21 protein-coding genes are annotated in these 24,092 nt (G+C 45.3%); 1 reads left to right on the top strand and 20 read right to left on the bottom strand.

Going from position 1 to position 24,092, the window contains the following annotated elements:
• Positions 1-118 precede the first annotated feature (118 nt).
• A complete protein-coding gene (gene fabD, locus G4O42_RS08580; RefSeq protein WP_032874959.1) occupies positions 119-988 on the bottom strand; it encodes an ACP S-malonyltransferase in 870 nt (289 codons plus the stop codon).
• A 314-nt stretch (positions 989-1,302) separates the two neighbouring features.
• Positions 1,303-1,980 carry an MBL fold metallo-hydrolase gene (locus G4O42_RS08575; RefSeq protein WP_032874957.1) on the bottom strand — a complete coding sequence of 226 codons (678 nt, stop codon included), beginning with the start codon at positions 1,978-1,980 and terminating at the stop codon, positions 1,303-1,305.
• Between the two features lie 929 nt (positions 1,981-2,909).
• Between G4O42_RS08575 and G4O42_RS08570 the strand changes: the two genes are divergently transcribed.
• Complete coding sequence (locus tag G4O42_RS08570) at positions 2,910-3,119, top strand: hypothetical protein (protein ID WP_032874955.1); 210 nt, start codon at positions 2,910-2,912, stop codon at positions 3,117-3,119.
• A gap of 398 nt (positions 3,120-3,517) precedes the next feature.
• Here the strand turns inward: G4O42_RS08570 and mutL are convergent, their stop codons facing one another.
• The 18 genes from mutL to ymfI all read right to left on the bottom strand — a co-directional run bounded on the left by mutL (position 3,518) and on the right by ymfI (position 24,063).
• Positions 3,518-5,392, bottom strand: a complete 1,875-nt coding sequence (gene mutL, locus G4O42_RS08565; RefSeq protein ID WP_032874953.1) for a DNA mismatch repair endonuclease MutL — start codon at positions 5,390-5,392, stop codon at positions 3,518-3,520.
• A 15-nt stretch (positions 5,393-5,407) separates the two neighbouring features.
• Positions 5,408-7,993 carry a DNA mismatch repair protein MutS gene (gene mutS / locus G4O42_RS08560; protein ID WP_032875230.1) on the bottom strand — a complete coding sequence of 862 codons (2,586 nt, stop codon included), beginning with the start codon at positions 7,991-7,993 and terminating at the stop codon, positions 5,408-5,410.
• Between the two features lie 118 nt (positions 7,994-8,111).
• Positions 8,112-8,657, bottom strand: a complete 546-nt coding sequence (gene cotE / locus G4O42_RS08555; protein ID WP_003154111.1) for an outer spore coat protein CotE — start codon at positions 8,655-8,657, stop codon at positions 8,112-8,114.
• A gap of 252 nt (positions 8,658-8,909) precedes the next feature.
• Positions 8,910-9,341: a regulatory iron-sulfur-containing complex subunit RicA gene (ricA, locus tag G4O42_RS08550; protein WP_003154113.1), complete on the bottom strand. Its 432-nt coding sequence runs from the start codon at positions 9,339-9,341 to the stop codon at positions 8,910-8,912.
• A 2-nt stretch (positions 9,342-9,343) separates the two neighbouring features.
• Positions 9,344-10,873: a tRNA (N6-isopentenyl adenosine(37)-C2)-methylthiotransferase MiaB gene (miaB, locus tag G4O42_RS08545; protein WP_003154116.1), complete on the bottom strand. Its 1,530-nt coding sequence runs from the start codon at positions 10,871-10,873 to the stop codon at positions 9,344-9,346.
• A gap of 142 nt (positions 10,874-11,015) precedes the next feature.
• On the bottom strand, positions 11,016-12,194 hold the full coding sequence (locus G4O42_RS08540) for a glycine C-acetyltransferase (protein WP_087920765.1): 1,179 nt from the start codon (positions 12,192-12,194) through the stop codon (positions 11,016-11,018).
• 12 nt (positions 12,195-12,206) lie between these two features.
• On the bottom strand, positions 12,207-13,253 hold the full coding sequence (gene tdh, locus G4O42_RS08535; RefSeq protein ID WP_032874949.1) for an L-threonine 3-dehydrogenase: 1,047 nt from the start codon (positions 13,251-13,253) through the stop codon (positions 12,207-12,209).
• 257 nt (positions 13,254-13,510) lie between these two features.
• Positions 13,511-13,771 carry a stage V sporulation protein SpoVS gene (gene spoVS / locus G4O42_RS08530; RefSeq protein ID WP_003154135.1) on the bottom strand — a complete coding sequence of 87 codons (261 nt, stop codon included), beginning with the start codon at positions 13,769-13,771 and terminating at the stop codon, positions 13,511-13,513.
• A gap of 199 nt (positions 13,772-13,970) precedes the next feature.
• On the bottom strand, positions 13,971-14,765 hold the full coding sequence (locus tag G4O42_RS08525) for a TIGR00282 family metallophosphoesterase (RefSeq protein ID WP_003154137.1): 795 nt from the start codon (positions 14,763-14,765) through the stop codon (positions 13,971-13,973).
• A gap of 60 nt (positions 14,766-14,825) precedes the next feature.
• Positions 14,826-16,385, bottom strand: a complete 1,560-nt coding sequence (gene rny, locus G4O42_RS08520) for a ribonuclease Y (RefSeq protein ID WP_003154140.1) — start codon at positions 16,383-16,385, stop codon at positions 14,826-14,828.
• Positions 16,386-16,677: 292 nt separating this feature from the next.
• The gene (locus tag G4O42_RS08515) at positions 16,678-17,859 is read right to left on the bottom strand and encodes a serine hydrolase domain-containing protein (protein WP_032874947.1); all 1,182 of its coding nucleotides are present in this window, start codon (positions 17,857-17,859) and stop codon (positions 16,678-16,680) included.
• Positions 17,860-18,026: 167 nt separating this feature from the next.
• The gene (gene recA / locus G4O42_RS08510) at positions 18,027-19,070 is read right to left on the bottom strand and encodes a recombinase RecA (RefSeq protein WP_003154145.1); all 1,044 of its coding nucleotides are present in this window, start codon (positions 19,068-19,070) and stop codon (positions 18,027-18,029) included.
• A 170-nt stretch (positions 19,071-19,240) separates the two neighbouring features.
• The gene (locus G4O42_RS08505; protein ID WP_032874945.1) at positions 19,241-20,491 is read right to left on the bottom strand and encodes a competence/damage-inducible protein A; all 1,251 of its coding nucleotides are present in this window, start codon (positions 20,489-20,491) and stop codon (positions 19,241-19,243) included.
• Between the two features lie 17 nt (positions 20,492-20,508).
• The gene (pgsA, locus tag G4O42_RS08500; protein WP_007611521.1) at positions 20,509-21,090 is read right to left on the bottom strand and encodes a CDP-diacylglycerol--glycerol-3-phosphate 3-phosphatidyltransferase; all 582 of its coding nucleotides are present in this window, start codon (positions 21,088-21,090) and stop codon (positions 20,509-20,511) included.
• A gap of 74 nt (positions 21,091-21,164) precedes the next feature.
• Positions 21,165-22,064, bottom strand: coding sequence for a helix-turn-helix domain-containing protein (locus tag G4O42_RS08495; protein WP_014417801.1), 900 nt, complete (start codon positions 22,062-22,064; stop codon positions 21,165-21,167).
• Between the two features lie 18 nt (positions 22,065-22,082).
• Positions 22,083-22,874 (bottom strand): DUF3388 domain-containing protein, encoded by a 792-nt coding sequence (locus G4O42_RS08490; protein ID WP_003154149.1) that lies wholly within the window; start codon positions 22,872-22,874, stop codon positions 22,083-22,085.
• A 127-nt stretch (positions 22,875-23,001) separates the two neighbouring features.
• Positions 23,002-23,259, bottom strand: coding sequence for a DUF3243 domain-containing protein (locus tag G4O42_RS08485; protein WP_003154150.1), 258 nt, complete (start codon positions 23,257-23,259; stop codon positions 23,002-23,004).
• Positions 23,260-23,334: 75 nt separating this feature from the next.
• On the bottom strand, positions 23,335-24,063 hold the full coding sequence (ymfI, locus tag G4O42_RS08480) for an elongation factor P 5-aminopentanone reductase (protein WP_032874943.1): 729 nt from the start codon (positions 24,061-24,063) through the stop codon (positions 23,335-23,337).
• Positions 24,064-24,092: the final 29 nt, after the last annotated feature.

The following is a 24,092-nucleotide window of genomic DNA, read 5'->3' as shown; positions in this document are numbered from 1 at the left end:
CTTATTTTTTTAAAATATTGATTTGTGAGTGTTTCGTGATGTCGTGTGCAGGTGAAGTGGTCGTGATGTTGTATGGCTGGCACTATTGTGTGAGATAAGAATTTTAACTTGCGTTCCGCTACATGGCGGGTGAAGCTTCAGTTTCTTTTTTGATGCGGTGAATAAGTCCTGTCAGCACATGGCCCGGGCCGACTTCTTCAAATTCCATCCGCCCTTTGTCCAGCAGAAAGCGGATGCTGTCGTTCCATCGCACTGAATGGTCGATCTGATCGGCCAGAACGGAGTGGATTCCGTCTTGCTCATAAGGTCTGGCATGCACATTAGAAATGACAGGAATTGATATAGCAGAAAAATGAAATGACTGTAAAAATTTTTCGAACTCTTGTTTCGCTTCACTCATATATCTCGAGTGAAAAGCGCCGCTTACGTTTAACGGATGAAACATCGTAACGTCTTTTAATCCTTCGAATACGCTTTTGGCTCTTTCAATGTCTTCTTTGCGTCCGGATATGACAACTTGGTGAGGAGAATTCATATTGGCAATATCAATCGTATGTAATCCGTGCGTTTGAAGGGCGTCTGACACTTGATCTGCAGTTAACCCCATAACAGCGGCCATTTTTCCGTCAGTGGCCATACTCATTAATTCGCCTCTTTTACGGACAAGCTGCAGACCGGTAATAAAATCAAAAGCACCTGCTGCAAACAGCGCATTATATTCTCCCAAACTGTGGCCGGCCACATAATCCGGCTTTATGTCATTGTCTTGGATTTTTTTCAAATAGCTTAACGCGTTTACAACATATAAAGCAGGCTGGGTGAACTGCGTCTTGTGAAGGTTGGAATACGGATTCTCAAGACAAAGCCGTTTCATAGAATATCCGAGTGTTTCATCAGCCTGCTCCGTTAAGTCTTTAAATTCATCAAACAATGAGCTCCCCATTCCCTGCTTTTGAGAACCTTGTCCGGGGAATAAGTATGTGATCATTTTCTCAGCCATCCTTTCTCGGATTCAGATAAGAAGCATGTTCAAGTTGATAGTAACTTCACAAAAATACCATGTCAAGTTAATTTATCCTATGCGAACTCCTGAATAATACCTATTTTTCCCTGTCGGAAGGCGGACTCAGGGCTTTCGGAACAGGCGTAAGCAGAATGTCCCATCCGGCCTGCCCGGCGTTCTCTTCCGCAAACTCCCGTTACTCAGCCATTCATCACCAGAAATCTAGTAATAACTTCCATTCCATTTCAGAAGTTCCTTGCCTCAAAAGAAAAGCTAGTTAGATAGAACTAAATTACGCATTACTTAAAATGAAACAGCCCTTTTTGATTTTTTCTGTTGCGGAAATTCACAAAATGTTCTTTTTTTTCAATCTGAAAGTAAATATTGTTTTTCAAAAGACTCTCCATTTTTTGACCCGGCTTCTCCCCGAAGGAGTGCCCCGGATACACACGCACATGCGGCGGAATGGAGGCTTTGATCCTCTGTATACTGTGAAACATATCTTCAGCTGAGCTGCCCCTGTCCTCACATATACCGCACCCTTCTGTAAACACGGTGTCACCGGTAAAAAGATGATCAGATAGCAAATAACACATTCCCCCGGCCGTATGTCCCGGGGTCAATATACTTTTGATGATAAACCCTCCGGCCGCAAAGGTTTGGCCGTCTTCAAGCGCTATTAAGTTTCTGCACCGGAATTGATAGAAATCGATTTCCGCTGACGACATGTATATATCAGAATGATAGATTTGCTGAAGCGGCTCCGCCAAGTTTACATGGTCATAATGCGAATGTGTTAATAAAATAGCTGATAAATCAACATCCAATTCATGCAGTTTATCGGTTATTTTATCGATTTCCCAGGACGGGTCCACCGCTATCGCAGATTTTTTCGAGCGGTCTGCGATAATATAACAATAGTTGGACCACATCTGGTGATAAGTTTTAATTTGATGCACTTCATATGTATGATCCATTGTCACCATTCCCATTTAAAAGATCCGGGCAGACTGCTGCCGCCGCCCAGCCGACTGTAACCACTTTACCAGATGACACCACGTTTTTCCATGGATTTTCCGGTAAAGTTAAAAAAACTTTCTGCTCCCGCCAAAAGCACCAGTCTGGACCTTTTTTACAAATTGCTATGCTGATATATAAGGAAATTAGAATATTAATTTAGATGAATTCTTTAGGGAATTTTATTCAGAAAATGAAGGATGAATATGGGTTTCAGATAAAAAGAAAACAAATTGAGCTTTTGTTTTGAAAAGCAATTGCCGAAGCGACCGAAGGGGATAATCAGTTTTTAGAAATGATCCGCAATCAAGATTATTATTTTAATCCTTTTCTTCAAGATAACTAAACCACACGGGCTCTCGAAATATATCAGAATACCTTAGTTCTTACACCGAATTCAACGTTATATGGACATTAACATAATTGAACTTAGAAAAGTACGGCGTAATTTACACTCTTTTCAAATCAGCCCTAGCTGCAACAATTCACGAAAGTGCCGCGCAGCTTTTTACTGTGCAAACAAAACTAACATAAAATCATTAAGTGTAAAAAGTAAATATTAAACATTAGACAAACAGACTATGTTATATGGGTCGGAGTTTACCGCTCAAGGTAAATTGCCCTGGGATGCAATACCTGCTAAAGCTGCCTATGGGTAGAATCGGCGTTTTGAAATAATTCTTAATACGATCGACAATTTTACTGGTGCAGTGGAAGATGCGTGCTATGCGGGTGCTCTAAAAGAACTGGCAACCCAACAGCCGCTTGGTGGATTACTAAAACTCTTAGGCTTTTCATTTAAACGGGACTATTGTTGGTGTTTAACAAATTTATCCTGTGTTAAGTTTTAAAGTGATTATTTTCTAACGTGTTAAGATCGGAGGTAACTATGGAAGATAAAAGTAATGCTGAACCGAGCCCAAAAGCTATAAGAATTCTAACTTACATCATTCCTATAGTTTTAATAGGGCTTATCCTTGTTCTTAAGAATATTAATACCGCAGCAGCAGAAATTTCATTTTATATTGTTGCTATCGGTGTGGTTCTCTTAGTGGTTTTCAGTTTGATCAAAAATAGAAAATACCGCAGGAAGAACTAAATGTAAGGGGGGCTAATTACTAGTCCCCCTTGACTAACTTGCGGATAGTATAACCCGCCAAATTCCAATTTTATTTAAATTCTTCACAAATAACATGAGATTTTTCAGGAACCGTTTTCTCCAATTATTTTACTATTAATGCAGTCAATTGACGATATAGACGGTTACACCAAACACAGGATACTACATCGCCAACCCCAAATACTCTCCAAAAACAATTTTTATATGACAGAAAAGCAGCTGGATGTTAAACAAATCATCATGATTGACGGCATACCAATGCACCAATTATGCCAGAAATTAAAAAACTCAAAAGTTATCTCTGAAAGGCTGGGTCATTCAAACTAGTAAGGCTGCTTGTGGGCAAATAACGGTTTAGTCTCACATAAACGTTGTTATTACATCACACGCTTAAACATCTTCTCCATCTCATACGTGCTGTGGTGGATAATGATCGGCCGGCCGTGCGGGCATGTGAACGGGTCTGTCGTTCGGCGCAGGTCGTCCAAGAGCGCTTTGATTTCGTCGTTGCGCAAATGCCGGTTCGCTTTGATTGAGCCTTTGCAGCTCATCATAATGGCCGCTTCCTCCCGCAGTTTTTTAATATCGATCTGTTTGGCGTCAAGCACCTGCTGAATGATTTCTTCAATCAGTTCAGCTTCTTCCCCTTTTGGAAACCAGGCAGGATGGCAGCGGACGATGTAGCTGTTCGTGCCGAATGCTTCTAAAAATACTCCGACGCTTTCAAGCTCATGCTGATGCTGGTCAATGATCAGCGCTTCATTTGCCGCGTAATGAAAGGTGAGCGGCACGATCATATCCTGCACTTCAGGCTCGACCTGCCCGACTTTCTCCCGGAAATATTCGTATTTAATCCGTTCTTGTGCCGCATGCTGGTCAATGATATACAAGCCGTTTTCGTTTTGGGCTAAAATATATGTCCCGTGCATTTGGCCGATCGGATACATCACCGGAACTCTTTCTTCCCGTATTTCTTCAGAGACAGCTTCCGGTTCCGGAATATCTGAAACAGGCGCTGCCGTTTCGGGCATACCGAGCTCCGGCGGCACTCCGTGATCCGCTTCATTCGGGAGGATTTCTTCTTCTATTATTAGCGGCTCAGGCTCTTTTACGACCGAACTCAGCTTCATTGGTGAGTAAGACGGCTCCGGCGTTTTTTCAGGAAGTTTCCGCTCAGGCGCGCTTTCCTCAAATGTCATAAATTGCTGTTCGTTTTTGGCCGGTGCCGGCGCTGATTTTTTCGGGAGCTGGGCGCTCGGAATAAGCCGCTGCTTTTGAAACACTTCCTTTATCCCGTCACGGATCAGCTCATGCAGCTCCGTCTCTTTGCTGAGGCGGACTTCAAGCTTCGACGGATGGACATTGACATCAACCAAAATCGGGTCCATCGTAATTTCGATAAACGTAATCGGATGGCGGCCGATCGGCAGAAGTGTGTGATAGCCCTCATGCACCGCTTTTACAAGCGGGAAATTCTTAATGTATCTTCCGTTAATGACAGATGACATGTAGTTTCTGGATGCACGCGTGATTTCCGGAAGCGCAATGTAGCCCTTGACTTCAAAATCAAGCGAGCTGACATGGAGCGGTATCATTTTTTTCGCAACCGCCGTCCCGTAAATTGCGGCCAGCACATGGCGCACGTCCCCGTTACCGTTTGTCTGCAGCAGATTTTTCCCCTGATGACGGAGACGGATCGATACTTCCGGATGCGCAAGAGCGATCCGGTTGACAACATCCGTAATATTGCCGAGCTCCGTATGCACGGTTTTCATATATTTCAACCTGGCGGGTGTATTGAAAAACAGGTTGGTAACGATAATCTCCGTTCCTTTTCTGCTGGAGGATTTCTGTTCAGAAATGATATTCCCGCCCTGAAGAATGAGATGGGTTCCCGCTCCCTCGCCGATGCTCGTTTTGATTTCCAGATGAGAAACAGACGCGATACTTGGCAAAGCTTCTCCGCGGAAACCGAGGGTTCTCACCCGGAACAGGTCGTTTTCATCTTTGATTTTACTGGTCGCGTGGCGGCGGAAAGCCCGCTTGCAATCATCGGTTTCCATCCCTTCGCCGTTATCGAGCACCCGAATCGACGAAAGCCCCGCTTCCTCTATGTCGATTTCAATGACTTTGCTGTTTGCGTCGATGGCGTTTTCCACCAATTCTTTAACGACTGAGGCAGGCCGTTCGACCACCTCGCCGGCCGCTATTTTATTTGAAAGTTCATCTGACAGCTGGATGACTTTTGCCAAGTCCGTCACCTCTTTCTATTTTATTTTTTTTTGCAGCTTGTACATTTCATTCATCGCTTCAAGCGGCGTCATATCGAGAATATTGATTGACTTAAAGGCTTCAAGCACTTGTTTTTCTTTATTAGAAACAGCCGGTGCCTTCTGTTCTTTTTCACCATCAGCAAAAAAGGACAGCTGTGCCGGTTCTTCTTTGACGGCGGGCTTTTTCTCAGGTGCCGCCGGAAGCTCCGGTTTATCTCCCGTCTGCTCAAGCTGTTTCAAAATCTCCTGCGCGCGGATGATCAGATCGTCCGGGAGCTCGGCAAGCTGGGCGACATGAATGCCGTAACTTTTATCTGCGGCTCCTTCTTTGATTTGATGGAGAAACACGACCGTTCCGTTATATTCCTCTGCGCGCACATGAACGTTTTTCAGCTGAGGAAGCTTATCTTCAAGCACCGTCAGCTCATGATAATGCGTGCTGAACAGTGTTTTAGCGCCGATATGATCATGGACATATTCAATAATCGCCTGTGCCAGCGCCATTCCGTCGTACGTTGATGTCCCGCGGCCGATTTCATCAAACAGGATCAGGCTGTCTTTTGTGGCGTTCACAATCGCGTTTTTCGCTTCCAGCATTTCCACCATAAAGGTGCTTTGTCCGGAAATCAAATCATCCGCTGCCCCGATTCTCGTGAAGATTTGATCAAAAATCGGCAGAACCGCTTCTTTTGCGGGCACAAAACAGCCGATCTGGGCCATGATCGATAGAAGTGCGATCTGTCTCATATACGTGCTTTTACCTGACATATTCGGACCCGTAATCAGGAGCATTTCCCGCGAATCGCCCATCAGGCAGTTGTTCGGCACGTATTCTTGACTGTCCATCACCTTTTCAACGACGGGGTGTCTCCCTTCAATGACTTTTACTTCATTATCAGAAAAGACGGGCTTTGTGTAATGCCTGTTTTCACTGATCGTCGCAAAGCATTGCAGTGCGTCCAGTTCACTCATTTGTTTGGCAAGACGCTGCAGACGCGGAATAAATTCTTTCACCTTTTCACGCAGTCCGGCAAAAAGCTCATATTCCAGCTCGCAGATGTTGTTTTCCGCTTCTAAAATAAGCGCTTCTTTTTCCTTCAATTCCGGCGTAATGTACCGTTCGGCGTTTGTGAGGGTCTGCTTCCGCTCATACCGTCCGTCCTCAAGAAGATGAAGGTTTGCTTTTGTGACTTCAATATAATAGCCGAACACTTTATTGAAACCGACCTTTAATGAACGGATGCCCGTATAAGCGCGTTCCTGCTGCTCCAGTCTGGCAATCCAGTCTTTACCGTTTTTGCTGGCGTCACGGTACTCATCGAGCTTCTGATGATAGCCGTCTTTAATTAAATTGCCTTCTTTTAACGATAACGGCGGGTTTTCATGAAGGGCTTCTTCTAACAGGTCAAGCAAATCTCCGCACGGATCAATCAAGCCGGCGCGTTCTTTTGCTTTTTTATGGTTAAGAGACCCTACAAGCTCTTTGATGCTCGGCACTTGTTTTAAAGATTCTTTCAGCTGGATTAAATCTCTTGCGTTGACGTTTCCGAATGCGACCCGGCCCGCCAGACGTTCTAAATCGTATACTTCCTTCAGGCGCTCTCGCAGATCTTCACGCTCAAACAGATGATTGATCAGCGTCTCGACCATTTCCTGGCGTTCTTCGATTTGGGATGCCCTGATCAGCGGGCGGTCAATCCATTGTTTGAGAAGCCGGCCGCCCATCGCTGTTTTCGTCTCGTCTAAAAGCCAAAGCAATGACCCTTTTTTGCTTTTCGAACGGATCGTTTCCGTCAGCTCAAGATTCCGTTTTGAATACAGGTCAATTTTCATCGCTTCTTCCAATTCATATACTTGAACCGGCTGCAGGTGATCCAGGCTCCGTTTTTGCGTTTTCTGCAAATACGTATATAAACGCATAAACGTCTCTGTCAGCTCTTCGCCCGGCAAGTGCTTTGCGATTTCAATGCGTTCTGTTATTTCCCCGTCTTCGATAGAAATCGTGGCGCCGCACCGTTCTTTCAGCTGAGCAGCTGTATGTTCGTTAAACTTGCTTGATACGACAATTTCCTTTGCGCCGACTGAGTAAATTTCTGACATGACATCTTCAATCCGCTCAATAAATACGGCCAGGTTTTCTCCGGTCGTTAAGTCCGATAAAGCGAGGCCGTATCCGTCACGGAATTCGGAAACGGAAGCGATAAAGTTGTTTTCCGATTCATGAATGCCTTTTCCATCCATCACGGTTCCCGGTGTGATCAGCTGGACGACTTCTCTTTTCACAACGCCTTTAGCCGCCTTCGGATCTTCCGTCTGCTCACAGATCGCCACTTTATAGCCCTTTTTAATCAGCTGTTCAATATAAGCCGCCGCGGAATGATACGGCACGCCGCACATCGGAATTTTATCAGCCGAACCTCCGTCTCTGCTTGTCAGTGTAATTTCAAGCTCTTGTGACGCTTTTTTTGCATCTTCAAAAAACATTTCATAAAAGTCACCAAGCCGAAAAAATAAAAAGGCATCTTGGTGCTCTGCCTTTATCTTCAAGTATTGCTGTATCATAGGCGTGTAACTAGCCATCATTTAATCCCTCACTATGTATCTTCTCTTATCCGAATCCCATTATAACATAAACAAAAGAGTGATATCTTTATATATAAAAAAGAGACTTGGGGTGTTAAACTCCCCTAGCCTCAACTTATTCTTCAGGATCTCCGACTAAAAATTCAGGGTTAATGTCCTCTAATTCTTCATCAAGATCGTCTTCCCAATCATCATCATCGTCTTCTTCCCAGTCAGGATTTACTTCGACGACGACTTTCGTTTCACCGACCACTTCTGCTAAAAATTCTCTCTCTGCCTGAACCACGATTTTATTTCCGTTAGGAGAAATGGTGACTTCAAGACAATTCGGCTGCTGCAGCACTTTGGCAATGACTTCGTGTTCGTCATCTAAGTAATTTGTGTCTCTGTATCTGAGTTTAATCACATCGACATACTTTACTCTCTCGGTTACAACTTCCGTTTTTGTATTATCGGCGTAAGAGTACCAGACGTTTATATCATAATACCCTTCAATTTCTACAGTCTTCCCGATCTTTTCGGCATCGTACTTGTGGTTGATAATCCAGCCGCCCAATATACTTGACGGTTTTTCTCCAGGTGAGATCGTGTTGGTGCATTGGGTGAATTTTCTTCCTTTCGCAACTACCGCTTTCGTAATAATTTCCCTGTATTCAGACATTCCGGCAGGCCTCCTTGTTCTTCTTCGTGTTATCTTATGCTGGGCATTTGTCTCATGTGCATTTTTATAATAAAAATATAAAAATACAAAGTTTCTGTTTCATTGTATGCAGCCCTGCCCAGAAACTTTACTTTTAAGTATGATAAAACTTTCCAGTAAAATGGGACAAAACGGTGACCTGATGAAAATTTAGTACATATCACAATTAGTTCTCAAACAGCAAAAAAACACGGGCCGATGAAGGCCCCGTGTTTAAATAGAACAGCTGTTATTCGAATGTTTTACTTTTGAACCGGTTTCTCCCGTCAGCAGGTTGCCTCCGGTAGATGTAATGATTTCGTTTGTCACCTGATTTGAGATCGTATGTGCGACAAGCTGAAGAAGGTCATTGACCTCAATCTGGGAATCTCTGAATTCCTGAATGATCGGAATCCCTTCAAGCTCTTCCTGCAGGGCGTCAATTTTACTTTCCACTTGTTTCAGCGCTTCAAGCTTTTCGTAGTGCTTCAGGTTAACGGCTTGCTTTTGCAGGGTTTTAATCTGATTAATAATCGCAGAGACTTTTTCATTTTCGTTAATCTGCGCCTCGGCGCGTTTAAAAAAATCAACTTCTTCTGTTTCAGAAATCATTTTCGCAAGGTTCCTAGCCTGCTGTACAATGTCTTTCTTAGAGTAAAGCGTCATTATTATTTCACCTCGATTGCTTCTCCTGCCATCACACCGTCAAGCGACCATGTTTTCGCCTGTTCGATTTTGACGCGTACAATCTTGCCGATGGCGTCTTTCGGCCCTTTGAAGTTGACGAGCTTGCTTTTTTCCGTATAGCCGGCAAGAATGTCAGGGTTATTTTTGCTTTCTCCCTCAACTAATACTTCGACAGTCCTGCCTTCATATTCCTTCATTTTTTTGGCTGAAATTTCTTTCACCAAATCATTGAGGCGCTGAAGACGTTCTTTCTTGACCCTCATCGGAACATTGTCTTTCATCTTCGCTGCCGGCGTGCCTTCACGAGGAGAGTAAATAAACGTATATGCGCTGTCAAATTCCACTTCGCGATATAACGAGAGCGTTTCTTCAAATTGTTCATCGGTTTCATTCGGAAAACCGACAATAATATCGGTCGTCAGTGAAGCGTTCGGCATCGCCGCTTTAATTTTTCCGACAAGCTCCAGATAGCGTTCTCTATCATATTTGCGCGCCATCATTTTTAACATCGCTGAGCTTCCTGATTGAACCGGAAGATGGATATGGTCAAGAAGGTTGCCGCCTTTGGCGAGCACCTCGATCAGATGATCATCAAAGTCACGCGGATGACTCGTCGTGAATCGGATTCTCGGAATATCAATTTTACGCAGTTCGTCCATTAAATCACCGAGACCGTACGTCATATCCTCAAAATCTTTTCCGTACGCATTCACGTTTTGACCGAGCAGCGTGATTTCTTTATAGCCTTCACTTGCAAGTCTTCTGACTTCCTGGATAATTTCCTCAGGACGGCGGCTTCGTTCTTTTCCGCGGGTATACGGTACGATGCAGTATGTGCAGAACTTGTCACAGCCGTACATAATGTTGACCCAGCCTTTAATTTTTCCGTTGCGGACTTTCGGAAGGTTTTCAATGACATCCCCTTCCTTCGACCACACTTCAATAACCATCTCTTTTGATAAATATGCCTCTGATAACAGTTCCGGCAGACGGTGAATGTTGTGCGTGCCGAAAATCATATCGACAAACGGGTGCTTCTTAAGGATGCGGTTTACGACTGATTCTTCCTGTGACATGCAGCCGCAGACGCCGAGAATCAGGTCCGGGTTATTTTTTTTGAGCGCCTTTAAATGGCCGAGCTCTCCGAACACTTTGTTTTCAGCATTTTCCCGGATAGCGCAAGTGTTTAATAAAATAACGTTCGCGTCATCAACCGAATTTGTCGCTTCATAACCGAGCGCCATAAAAATACCCGCCATGACTTCCGTATCATGCTCGTTCATTTGGCATCCGTACGTGCGAATATAAAATTTCCTGCCTTCACCGAGGCCTTTAAATTCTTCTGAGATTTTAAAATCGTTATGATATTGAACGGATTCTTTGCCCCGTTTTTTCGCATCTTTTAAAGAAGGCGGAATATATACGGCTTCAAAATACTTGCTGTAATCCTTTTCGGATTTTTTGTCCGCCGGATTCACTTGTCCGCTTTCCTGCTTTTGCTTTTCATTCATGTTCGAATGTCTCCTTTCAACCGAAACTTCCACCTTCAAGTATACTGGTTAAAAGCGTTTGGCACAACCGCCAGCCTATTATTGTACACCTTATTGAGAATAAGAATCAATAAGAAATAAAAAAGAGGGAATCATTTCCCCCTTACACAAGCTGAAGCTCTTTTGCGGCTGAACAGATTACTTCCAGGGCCCGGTCAAGCTCCTCTTTTGTATGCTCTGCCGTAATAATGGTGCGGATTCTCGCTTTTCCTTGGGCGACCGTCGGATACACGATGCTTTGTGCAAAGACGCCGCGGGTCAATAAAAGGTCTGATAATGCCTGGGCTTTTTCTTCCTCCCCTATTAATATCGGCACGATCGGTGTTTCGCTTTTTGTGAGGGTCAGCCCCATTTGAACCAGTTTGTCTTTGAAATACGCCGTGTTCTCCCATAGCTTTTCCATATGCTCCGGCTCTTCCAGCAGGACGTCAATGGCTTCTATGCATGCGGCCGTTACCGCAGGCGGATGAGAAGTGCTGAATAAGAAAGGACGCCCTTTATGGCGCAGGTAATCGATCAGAACCTGCGATCCCGCGGCGTAACCGCCAAGCACTCCGATGGCTTTGCTTAATGTGCCCACCTGAATGTGGACTCTTCCGTCAAGCCCGAAGTGATTAACCGTTCCCCTTCCGTTTTTTCCGAGTACGCCGGAAGCATGCGCGTCGTCGACCATCACAAAGGCATCGTACGCCTCTGCAAGTTTGACGATGTCAGGCAAAGGAGCGATGTTGCCGTCCATTGAGAATACGCCGTCGGTGACGATCAGGCGCATGCGGTAATTCATTGATTTTTTCAGCACCCTTTCCAAATCGTCCATATCAACATGGCGGTACACCTTTTTATCTGCTTTCGTCAGCCTGATCCCGTCAATAATGGAAGCATGGTTCAGTTCGTCAGAGATCACGATATCCTCTTTTGTAAGAATGCTTGATAAGACGCCCTGATTCGTTGTGAACCCCGATTGAAAAACAAGTGCCGCTTCTGTTTTTTTAAAGTTTGCCAATTTCTTCTCAAGCTCATTGTGCATTGTGAATGTTCCGGCGATTGTCCGGACGGACCCGGTACCCGCTCCGAATTCTTCCGCGGCGCGTTTGGCCGCTTCGACAAGTCTTGGATGCGACGTCAAACCGAGATAATTGTTCGATGAAAGCTGTATCACGTTTTCCCCTTTGACTTCCACCGACGGACCCTGCTTCGTTTCAATTTGTTTCATTTGCTGCCACGTTTTATTTTCTTTCATTTTATCAAGCTCTGCTTTTAGAAATTCAAATTCTTTCATTATAGAACCCTCCCCTTATGGAATCAAAATGACTTTGCCGCACTGGCCCTTTCTCATCAGGTCAAACCCTTTTTCAAAGTCTTCAAGCGGAAACTGATGCGTGATCACCGGCGTCAGATCAACAAGGCCGGATTCAAGCAGGTGCGATACCTGCCGCCATGTTTCAAACATTTTTCTGCCTGTGATGCCTTGGACGGTAAGTCCTTTAAACACCACGTCATTTGTCAGGTCAACCGTCACCGGACGTTCCGGCAGACTCAGCATATGGAACCTTCCCCCGTTGGCCGCCATCTTTAGTCCCTGTGCTATAGCTGCCGGGTGGCCTGACATTTCGCAGACAAGGTCGATCCCTTCTCCGCCTGTTAAGGTGTCGATCACCTCAAGCGGATCTTCCTTATCAGCTGAAATGGTGATCGCGGCTCCCAATTTCTTCGCAAGAGCCAGCCTGTAATCATTTTTATCAATGGCCGCAATACGGGATGCACCGGCCGCTTTAGCCACTGCCACCGCCATCAGCCCGATCGGCCCGCAGCCGATAATTGCAGCGGAACCGCCCGCAAGCCGGCTGCTTTCCAGCACCGTATGCACCGCGTTGCCAAGCGGCTCTTGAACAGAAGCGACGGCGGGGTCCATATCAGCGGGATTTTTCCAAACATTTCGAGCCGGCACTTTGACATATTCAGCGAAGGAACCGGCTGTATCTACGCCGAGGATCTTTGTATGGGTGCACACATGATGTTTTCCTGTTAAACAAGGGACACAAGTACCGCAGACGAAGTGGGTTTCAGCCGAAACGTAGTCACCTATTTTGACATTTGTGACGTGCTTGCCCGTTTCCGCTACGATACCGCTGAATTCATGTCCGAATACTTGAGGTGTTTTGATTCGTTTCTGCGCCCATTGATCCCAATTATAAATATGCACATCTGTACCGCATATAGATGCGGCCTGTACTTTAACGAGAACTTCATTCTCATTTATGGAAGGTATGGGAATTTCTTTCAGAGTTGCTCCGAAAGCGTTTTCATTTTTGACGATAGCTTTCATCTTTCCTCCCAACATGTACACTCCTCCTCGAAAAAACACTGTAATAACTGGATTGTAACATGATATAAAAAGGAGGTAAATACCAGTGTCCACTCCAAGAAAACAACTGCTTCCGTCCGGAAAAATGGGCATGATTTTTTTTGAATATTATATGAATAAAGCCATTTATCATCTCTTCGTACTATCAATATAATATTGTGAGAAAATATGACAACAATAAAAACAACCCGCTCGCCTTACGCAAGCAGGTTGAGAATGTCATGTTTTTGTTTTTAACGGGGTTCGACGATTAACTTAATCGCCGTTCTTTCTTCTCCGTCAATCTGTATATCTGTAAAAGCCGGAATACAAATCAAATCTACGCCGCTTGGCGCGACAAAGCCTCTGGCAATCGCAACCGCTTTAACAGCCTGATTTAAGGCACCCGCCCCAATTGCTTGAATTTCGGCGGCTCCGCGTTCCCTCAATACACCGGCAAGCGCGCCTGCTACTGAATTTGGACTTGATTTTGCTGAAACTTTTAAGATTTCCATTTCTGCTCCCCCTTAGTTTTACAATGGATAAGTGAGTGTTCATTAGAACAATCATTATTAGATGTTGCTATCCAAAAAGCCATCCCCACAATGCTTTTCAAAAATAGCGGGCTACCTTCCATTTTTACTATATTCACTAAGAAGTTGCTATATTCCTGCTTTTCCTTTTAATATTTTTATAAAATAAACACATGATCACCTATTCAAAGAACATATGGTCATCATTGATTAATATCCGTTCGATATTTACGGCCTTTTTCGTTTGATCGTCGATGTCAATGAGCACTCCGCTCAGCGTAGTTTTACCTTCCGCCACCGTAAACCGGACAGGAAGATTGGTTTTAAACCGCTTGATGACCGTTTCTCTGTCCATACCGAGAATTCCGTCGTACGGACCCGTCATGCCTACATCAGTAATATATGCCGTTCCTTTCGGCAAAATGCGGTTATCTGCCGTTTGCACGTGTGTATGGGTGCCTACCACGGCAGAGGCTCTTCCGTCTGTGTACCAGCCGATCGCAATTTTTTCGCTTGTCGCTTCGGCGTGAAAATCAATAAAAATGTACGGCGTGCGCTTTTTCGCTTCTTCTATTAATTCATCCGCTTTAGCAAACGGATCATCAAGCGGCGGAAGAAACGTCCGCCCCTGTAAGTTAATGACGGCAAGCTCTTTTCCGTTCGATTTAATATAGGTAATGCCTTTGCCCGGCGTACCTTCCGGGAAATTCGCCGGCCGGACAAGATGCGGCACATCATCAATAAAGTCGAAGATCTCTCTTTTATCCCACGTATGATTTCCCATTGTAATGGCATCTGCTCCCGCTTCCATCAGGCTGTGGTAGATCTTTTCCGTCAGTCCTTTTCCGTGTGCTGCATTTTCTCCGTTAATAATTGTAAAATGCGGTTTATGTTTCGCTTTCAGTTTCGGGACATATTCTTTTACCATGTCGCGGCCCGGGGAACCGACAACATCTCCGATAAATAAAATTCTCATACATTCCATTCCTTCCTTTTCAGGGACTCAAAAAAATAAAGTGATGCGCTAAGCATCACTTTATTTTGCATACTCTACGGCTCGAGTTTCTCTGATTACGGTCACTTTAATGTGGCCCGGATAATCAAGCTCGTCCTCAATTCGTTTACGGATATCACGTGCCAAACGATGGGCTTCTAAATCATTAATGGAGTCCGGCTTGACCATGATGCGAACTTCACGGCCGGCCTGAATCGCAAATGATTTTTCAACACCTTCGTAAGACTCGGAGATTTCTTCAAGCTTTTCAAGTCTGCGGATATAGTTTTCGAGCGTTTCACTTCTCGCGCCCGGTCTTGCGGCTGATAATGCATCAGCGGCAGCGACCAGAACGGCGATAATGGAAGTCGGCTCTTCGTCTCCGTGGTGTGACGCAATACTGTTAATGACGACTGGATGCTCTTTATATTTGGTCGCAAGCTCCACTCCGATTTCCACGTGGCTTCCTTCCACTTCATGGTCAATTGCTTTTCCGATGTCATGCAGAAGACCGGCCCGCTTGGCAAGCTTTGCATCTTCTCCAAGCTCGGAAGCCATTAAACCGGCTAAAAACGCAACTTCCATAGAATGTTTCAGTACGTTCTGCCCGTAGCTTGTACGGAATTTCAACCGGCCGAGGATCTTGATCAGATCCGGGTGGAGTCCGTGAACGCCGACTTCAAACGTCGTCTGCTCACCCATTTCCCGGATATAGTCATCAACCTCACGGCGGGATTTTTCAACCATTTCTTCAATGCGCGCCGGGTGAATACGGCCATCCTGAACGAGTTTATCAAGAGCGATTCTTGCCGTCTCCCGTCTGATCGGATCAAATCCGGAAAGAATGACTGCTTCAGGTGTGTCATCAATAATCAGGTCAATACCTGTAAGCGTTTCAAGCGTACGAATGTTACGCCCTTCACGGCCGATGATACGTCCTTTCATCTCATCATTCGGAAGATTGACGACCGATACCGTCGTTTCGGCAACATGATCTGCTGCACAGCGCTGCAAAGCAAGCGACAGAATGTTTTTCGCCTTTTTATCTGCCTCTTCTTTCGCACGGTTTTCGGTTTCTTTTGTCATGATGGCGATGTCATGTGAAAGCTCATTTTCAACCCGGTCAAGAATGATTTGCTTCGCTTCATCCCGTGTCAGGCTCGAAATGCGTTCGAGTTCTGACTGCTGCATACGAATCATCTCATCCACTTTGCTTTCCATCTCTTCAATATGTTGTTGTCGTTCATTCAGAGAATGATCTTTCTTCTCCAACATCGCTTCCCGTTTATCAATTCCTTCATGTTTACGGTCAAGATTTTCTTCTTTTTGAAGTAAACGGTTTTCTTGTTTTTGAAGCTCATTTCGTCTTTCACGAACTTCCTGTTCAGCATCTATTCGAAGTGTATGGATTTCGTCCTTTGCTTCAAGCAGAGCTTCTTTTTTCAGTGCTTCAGCATCACGCTTTGCATCTTCAAGGATTTGCTCGGCAGCACCGCGTGCGCCCGCAATCTTTGCTTCGGCAATGGTTTTACGAACATAGTAGCCAACAACTAAACCGAGCAGAGTCAGCAAAATGGAGATGAGAACCGTCATTGGGGTCATACTTTCACCTCCTCTTGCTATGAACTTGGTTTTTGCTTAAATAAGTGCCGGCATGTACATTGTCTGATTTTCTCAACATACAGAACCTTCACAGGGAATGAGTCTCTCATGCCCTTGTCAAGTTTAAATGGTTTAACAATCATGTTAAAAAAACAAATGTTACAACTTCATTGTAATTGTGTCGGAAATACTTGTCAAGCTTGCCAGCTTAACGATTCGCCTTCAGCTCGGATCTTCGCCCATGTATATATCATACCATACCTTCATCCGCTTTTCGTGAATGACGGCTCTGTTAGTCCGCCTGGTTAAGCAATTGGTAAATTCTATTGTTTACCTGTCCTAATTTGGCGTTATTCTGAATGTTTGACAGTAATATGACATATTTGCTTGCTGAATGGCTGAAGCTGTTCAAAATGTTGTAACCGGGCATAACACCGTGATTGGAATAGCTTCCCGGATCAATGTAAAACCCCATGCCGTAAGCGGCACTGCTTCCTGCTGTAAACATTTTTGTGAAGCTTTCTTTTGAAAGGAGCGTGTTGTTTACGATCGATTTATCAAATTTATAGAGATCTTCAGCGCTCATATACATGTCGCCCGCCCCGTACAGCTGCGATAAGTCCAAAAGGTGCGGCGTTACAAGACTGCCGCTCTCATCGACTTTGTAGCCGACGGCAGGATATTTGGCTTTGGCAAATGTTTTGTAAAATCCGGCATGCTTCATTCCGGCCGGTTTGAACACGTGTTCTTTTATATATTGTTCATAAGACTCCCCGCTGACTTGAGATACGATATAAGCAAGCACTGAATAGTTGGAATCCCTGTAATCCCAAACCCCGGGCTGCCGTTTAATTCCGCGGTATTCTATATCCTTGATTAAATCAATTGGAGCAATCGGTCCCTGACCCTCAATATGCCCGTTTATGCCGGACGTATGATTGAGCAGATTTTTCAATGTAATGCGCGTGCCGTTAGGAAAATTCGGCAAGTATGTACTGACGGGGTCACTCGTCTGCAGCAGCCCTTTTTCTTCAAGCTGCAGGACAGCCGTCGCGATTAACGCTTTTTGGGAAGAACCGATATAATATGATGTCTCCGGATTGTTTTTCATTTTTTGTTTTCGGTCCGCATAGCCAAAGCCTTTTTTCAGCACAACTTTTCCATCTTTTACGATCATTGCTGTGCCGCTGAACCCGATTTGTTGCAAGTAATTGCTGATCTGTTTATTGTGATCGATTGATTTAGGTGTTTTCTCTTTTTGCGTCTTTTCTTTTTTCTGTTGAGTCTGGTCTTTTGAAGTATCAGATTGAGCGGCGGGAGCGCTTTTAACGGATTCCTTCTCCCGGTGATGCGCTGTGACGGTCCAGATCATAATAAAAACAGTAACAAGCAGCAGAAAAAGAAACAGCCCTCCCGTTTTCATCAGCTTCTTCTTTCTTTTTTTATTTATTCTTGTGCGGCGGGGGCTCGTCATCTTTTTTCCTCCTCAGATATAATTTCAACTTTCGCCATGATGTTAGACGAGTGAAGTGTGAAAAAAGTTGTAACATTCCAGATAAAATTTTCCGAAACAGCCAGTGTTTTTTGAAACACACAAAAAAAAGAGCGGAAATTGCTTATTCCGCTCTTTTGATCGTGTTTTTATTCTTCTAATTCCATCTCTTCCTGAACTTCTTCCGCTTTGTCCGTTACACCGTTATTGTCTAAACCGTAATATTCACGGATTTGTTCCTGAATCATCAGCATGATGTCTTTATTTTCTTTTAAGAACTGCTTGGCGTTTTCACGGCCCTGACCGAGGCGTTCTTCTTCATAAGAATACCACGAACCGCTTTTTTGCACGATATCCAGTTCAGTTCCAAGGTCGATGATTTCCCCTTCTTTGGAGATTCCTTCACCGTACATAATGTCCACTTCAGCCGTACGGAACGGAGGAGCGACTTTGTTTTTTACGACTTTAATTCTCGTTTTATTCCCCATGACGTCGTTGCCCTGCTTTAATTGCTCGGCACGGCGCACTTCAAGGCGCACGGAAGAATAGAATTTCAGCGCGCGGCCGCCCGGTGTCGTCTCCGGATTTCCGAACATAACGCCGACTTTTTCACGAATCTGGTTAATAAAGATTGCAATTGTTTTAGATTTATTGATGGCGCCGGAAAGCTTACGGAGCGCCTGAGACATGAGACGCGCCTGTAAACCGACGTGTGAATCACCCATGTCACCTTCAATTTCAGCTTTTGGAACAAGCGCCGCAACAGAGTCAACGACTACGATATCAACAGCTCCGCTTCGCACCAGCGCTTCAGCAATCTCAAGCGCCTGCTCTCCCGTATCCGGCTGAGAAAGCAGAAGCTCTTCGATATTGACACCGAGCTTTTGCGCGTAAACAGGATCAAGAGCATGCTCAGCATCAATAAATGCTGCCTGTCCGCCTTTTTCCTGAACCTCAGCGATTGCGTGAAGCGCTACAGTCGTTTTACCTGAGCTTTCAGGTCCGTATACTTCAATAATCCGTCCGCGCGGGTATCCGCCTATTCCGAGAGCGGTATCAAGTGCAAGGGAACCGCTTGGCACCGTTGAAATTCTTGTATCTGTTTTTTCTCCGAGCTTCATGATGGAACCTTTGCCGAATTGTTTTTCTATTTGCTTAAGAGCCATATCTAAGGCTGCCTGACGATCACTCATTTATTTTTTCCTCCTTTATCTTGCCACTACATATACTATACCTTGTTTACTGGCATTTGCCAAGAAAAAAGCGAACGCATATTCGGATTTTTTCCGCGTTCGCTTTTCTGCAAAAGAGCATAATTTCCCTTGTAAAACTTAAAAATCAGAGAAATCGCCTCTTTAAAACTTTATTTTTGATCCAGCATTTTCAAAATGAGATGGCAGCCGTATTTAGCGGCGCGCTTTCTGATTCCGGTTCTTGAGCCGGCAAAGTTAAATTCGTGCACCTCTTCTTTTCCTTCCGCCGAAATGCCGATAAAGACGCGGCCCGGCGCATGCCCTTCCTGCGGGTCGGGACCCGCAACCCCGGTAAAGCTGATGCCGATATCGCTTCCGGTCAGCTTTCTCACACCGGCTGCAAGCTCTTTCGCACACTCTTTGCTGACCGCTCCGCTTTCTGCGAGCGTCTCAGCTTTCACGCCGAGCACATGCTGTTTCACGCTGTCGGAATAACAGACAACACCCCCTGCAAATAGTTGAGACGCACCGCTTAAATCAGTCACCCACTCTGAAAACAGGCCGCCTGTAAAGCTTTCGGCAGAAGAAATCGTGATTTTGTTTTGTCTGCATGCTTTTGAAAGCTCCTTCACCAGAGACGTATCATCATATCCGTAGAAAAATTCACCGACACGTTCTAAAATGGCGGCTTCCGTTTCTTTTAAAAGCCGTTCTGTTTCTTTTTCGTCAGCATGTTTCGCCGTTAAACGCAGCGTGACCTCTCCGTCAGCAGCGAGCGGCGCAATCGTCGGGTTCGTCTGCGCATCAATAATATCTTCTAAATCAGCTTCAAGCTGGGATTCACCGATTCCGAAAAAACGCAGCACGGTTGAAACGATTTTCTCATTAGAACCGAGCTTTTTAAGAAGCAGCGGCTTCGCTTCATTTTCAAACATCGGACGCAGCTCGCTCGGCGGCCCGGGAAGCAGCATATAAAGCCTTGAGCCGTGCTCTGCAAGCATTCCCGGCGCCATGCCGAAATGATTCGCCAAAACGTCTGAGCCCTCAATGACGAGCGCCTGTTTGCGGTTATTCGGCGACATGGTCCGTTTTGTTTTCGCGAAATATTCTTCGATCGACCGGAACGCTTCGTCATTCAGAACGAGCGGGCGCCCCAGTGTGTTTGCAATGGTTTCTTTCGTCAAATCGTCCTTGGTCGGTCCGAGGCCGCCTGAAAAAATAATCAGGTCTGAGCGCTCTTCGGCAATGCGGATGACTTGCTTAAGCCGCTCAGGATTGTCACCGACAGCGGTATGATAAAACACGTTTACACCGATTTCCGCCAGCTCTTTACTGATAAACTGCGCGTTCGTATTGGCGATCTGGCCTAGCAGAAGCTCCGAGCCGACTGCAATGATTTCTGCTTTTTTTGCTATTTCCATCTTTAAGTCCTTCTTTCTTAGTTAGATGTTTTTAACGCATCCCAGTTCTTCGCAAAATACTCCCAGCCGGAAATGACTGTGAAGAGCACGGCCACCCATAAAGCGATATCGCCGAACGGGAAAGAAACGAGCTCAAACGGAAGATTATGCAGCAAAAGCGCGGCAACAGCGATGATCTGAGCCCATGTTTTAATTTTCCCCAGCATATTGGCGGCTACAACTTCCCCCGTTCCCGCCAGTACAAGTCTTAATCCCGTTACGGCAAATTCGCGGCTGATGATGATGATGACCATCCACGCCGGCGCAAGGTCAAACTGCACAAGCGTAATTAATGCCGCGGATACCAGCAGTTTGTCAGCCAGCGGATCTAAAAATTTCCCGAAGTTTGTCACGAGGTTCAGTTTTCTGGCGTAGTAGCCATCCACCCAGTCAGTCGTTGATGCGATAATGAATAAAACAGCTCCCGTAAGATGCGCGACCGGAATCGATTCATCCCCTATATGAACGCTGCCCCACTGAAAAGGAACAAGCATGATAATCATAAATACAGGAATTAAAGCGATTCTTGCCAGTGTGATTTTATTCGGTAAGTTAAACATAAAGCCCCTCCAATAATATGTACTCGGACGTGAAGAAAAAGTCATCTTAATCGTTCAGATGACTTTTTCCCCTTTTATTTTTTCATCTTGATTGTGATGGTCTGCGCCATCACATCATGCGGATTGAGTTCATAGGACAGAACCTCTCCGTTGATTTTAATTTTCAGGTTAGGGGCATAGCCCGTGCGGATTTCAATCTGCTTTTGATCCGTGACGTCTTTTTTAAAGGTTTCGCCTTTTTGCAGCGTTCCTTCTTTTAAAGAACCGCCGCTGTCATCACGGACGCGGATCCATGCGCTGTCAGAAGCAATCAGTTCAAGCTTATACTTATCTGCCCCGGAGACGTTGTATGAAGAAGCCGAGCCTTCCGTTCCGGCCGCTTTGATCTCCGTCTTTTCACTGCTTTTTTCTTTCTTTTTCTGCTCTGACGCTTTTGTGTCCTTTTTGTCTTTTTTGCTGTCAGATTGCGCTTCGTCATTTGTATTGCCGTCGTTTTTCAGCGCAGAATCCTTAGGAATCTCATACTTGCTCTCACTTTGGGTGACGGCTTTATCTCCGTCTGTCTGCCCGGATTTGCTCATTCCGAGCTGAATAATCGCATAAATGATCGCGATGACGATAATGACACCGATGACGACAAGGACGGTCGGAAGCCATTCCGCCGCCTTTGAAGCGGACTTAGGAAGCTCCCTTTGCATGGCAAGACCGGAGATTTTTTCCGACACATCGTCATGGTACGTGTTAGGGATGTCTTTTTTATATTCTTCAAATAACTGATCTGAATCAAGCCCGACAGCTTCAGCGTATTGCTTGATAAACGCCCGCACATAAAAATTGCCGGGAATGACGTCATAATTGCCTTCTTCCAGAGCGGTTAAGTATCTTTTCTGAATTTTCGTCGCCGCCTGGAGTTCATCCAACGACATCCCTTTTTCCTCTCTGGCTTCTTTAAGCCGGATTGCTAATTCTGTCACAACAAACACCTTCCAATATTAAAAATCAAAGCTTGAAAAACCGGTCTGATCAAACATTTGCGGTTCTTCTGCATGTTCATATGTAATGACTTCGTCAGGATCATTTCTGAGTTCGATAATATAATCGAAATCATCGAGCGTATACTCCGAATTTTGAACAAAAATATCGGGGTGCTCCACGACCTTTGTCGCCGGAAGCCGCATAATTTCACTGACGAGCTGAAGATGGCGCTCAGATCCCCGTCTTGTCGAAACGATGCCGTCGAGGATAAACACGTTTTCCGTGCTGTATTCATCGGCAACCAGCTGGCTCCGGATCGTTTGTTTTAGCAGCGTTGATGATACGAAAAGCCATCTTTTGCTGGCACAAACGCTTGACGCAACAATGGACTCCGTTTTTCCGACCCTCGGCATTCCCCGGATTCCGATCAGTTTGTGTCCTTCTTTTTTAAACAGCTCGGCCATAAAGTCAACCAGAAGACCGAGCTCGTCCCTTTCAAAACGGAAGGTTTTTTTGTCATCGGCATCACGCTGAATGTATCTTCCGTGGCGGACTGCGAGACGGTCGCGAAGCCTCGGTTCTCTCAGCTTCGTTACTTTAATGGTCTCCATTGTTTTTAAAATTGATTCCAATCGTTTAATTTGATCTATATGCCGGCATCTGAGCAGCATTCCCCTTCTGGAAAGGTCGACACCGTTAATTGTGACAATATTAATTGACAGCATCCCGAGAAGAGATGAAATATCCCCGAGCAGGCCGGGGCGGTTCACTTGAATTTCATATTCAAAATACCATTCGAGCTTTGCCAAATGATATACCCCCTCCATTGTGGCAAATTTTTACCTTCCTTTATCATAAAACATTTTTCTCTAATTAGAAAGAAGAATGTTGCTCTATAGAGGAAAACATAAAAAAAGAGAGGAGAAATCCCCCCTCTTAATGAGTGCTGTTATTTTCAACAAGCTTCACCATCATATTTGCGATGGCGCGCTGTTCATCTTCAGAAGCAACGCTCCAAAGATCAGCAAGCACTTTTTCCTGATGGTTTTTCGAGTCGACTTCGTTCGCAAGGTAACCGCCGATTTCTGTAGCGAGGTCAGTGATCGTTTCATCACTCATCCCTTTTTCCTGCGCATAGTTCAATCTGTCGCCAAGGAAATTCTTCCAATTATCCCAGTTTTCTAATACTGACATGTTGGGTTCCTCCATTTCATCTGTTGTTACAAAATTATTTTGTCCGTACAGATGCAAACTATACACACATTTTTTTCAGCAGTGCCAGCCGCCGTTTACGGATAATATATGCCCCGTAATATAGGAAGCCTTTTCCGATAATAAAAAGGCCGCCGCTTCGGCGATTTCCTCCGGCTTTGCCAGCCGGCCCGCGGGAATTTCCTCTGCCAACGCTTCTTTTTCATCAGACGTGAACTGATCAAGCATATTTGTATCAACGGCACCCGGCGAGACTGCATTCACTCGGACGCCGCTCGGAGCAAGCTCTTTGGCAAGCGCTTTAACGAACGAATGCTGCGCTCCCTTGACCATGCTGTATAATACCTCGCACGATGCGCCCGTTTCTCCCCAGACGGAACCGATCGCGACGATGCCCCCGCTTTTTTTCCGAATCATGCCGGGCACCAGATTACGCGCCAAAAGAAACGGACTCGTCACATGCAGCTGCACCATCTCCCGCGCCGTGTCATCCGTAACGTCCGTAATCAGGCCGAAGTGACTTTTGCCGCTGTTTAATATCAGAGCGTCCACAGGCTGCTTAACGGAACGGCTGAGTGTCTCCGCGCCATCCGGTGAGGACAGATCCGCCTGAATAACGGAGGCTTTTACGCCGAATGATGCGCTCAGCCTTTCCGCAAGCCTGTGTGCGGCTTCCTTATTAGAATGATAATGCAAAAGGACGTCATATCCGTTTTTTGCGAGGACTTCACTTATACTTTGTCCGATTCCGCCGCTTGCTCCGGTTACGAGCGCTGTCTGTTTCATCAATCCATACTCCTTCTTTCCCCAGAAAA

The sequence above is a fragment of the Bacillus sp. LUNF1 genome (assembly GCF_011008975.1).
GTDB lineage: Bacteria > Bacillota > Bacilli > Bacillales > Bacillaceae > Bacillus > Bacillus velezensis.
The sequence above is the reverse complement of the archived record's forward strand: the minus strand, read 5'-3'. Positions and strand labels throughout refer to the sequence as shown.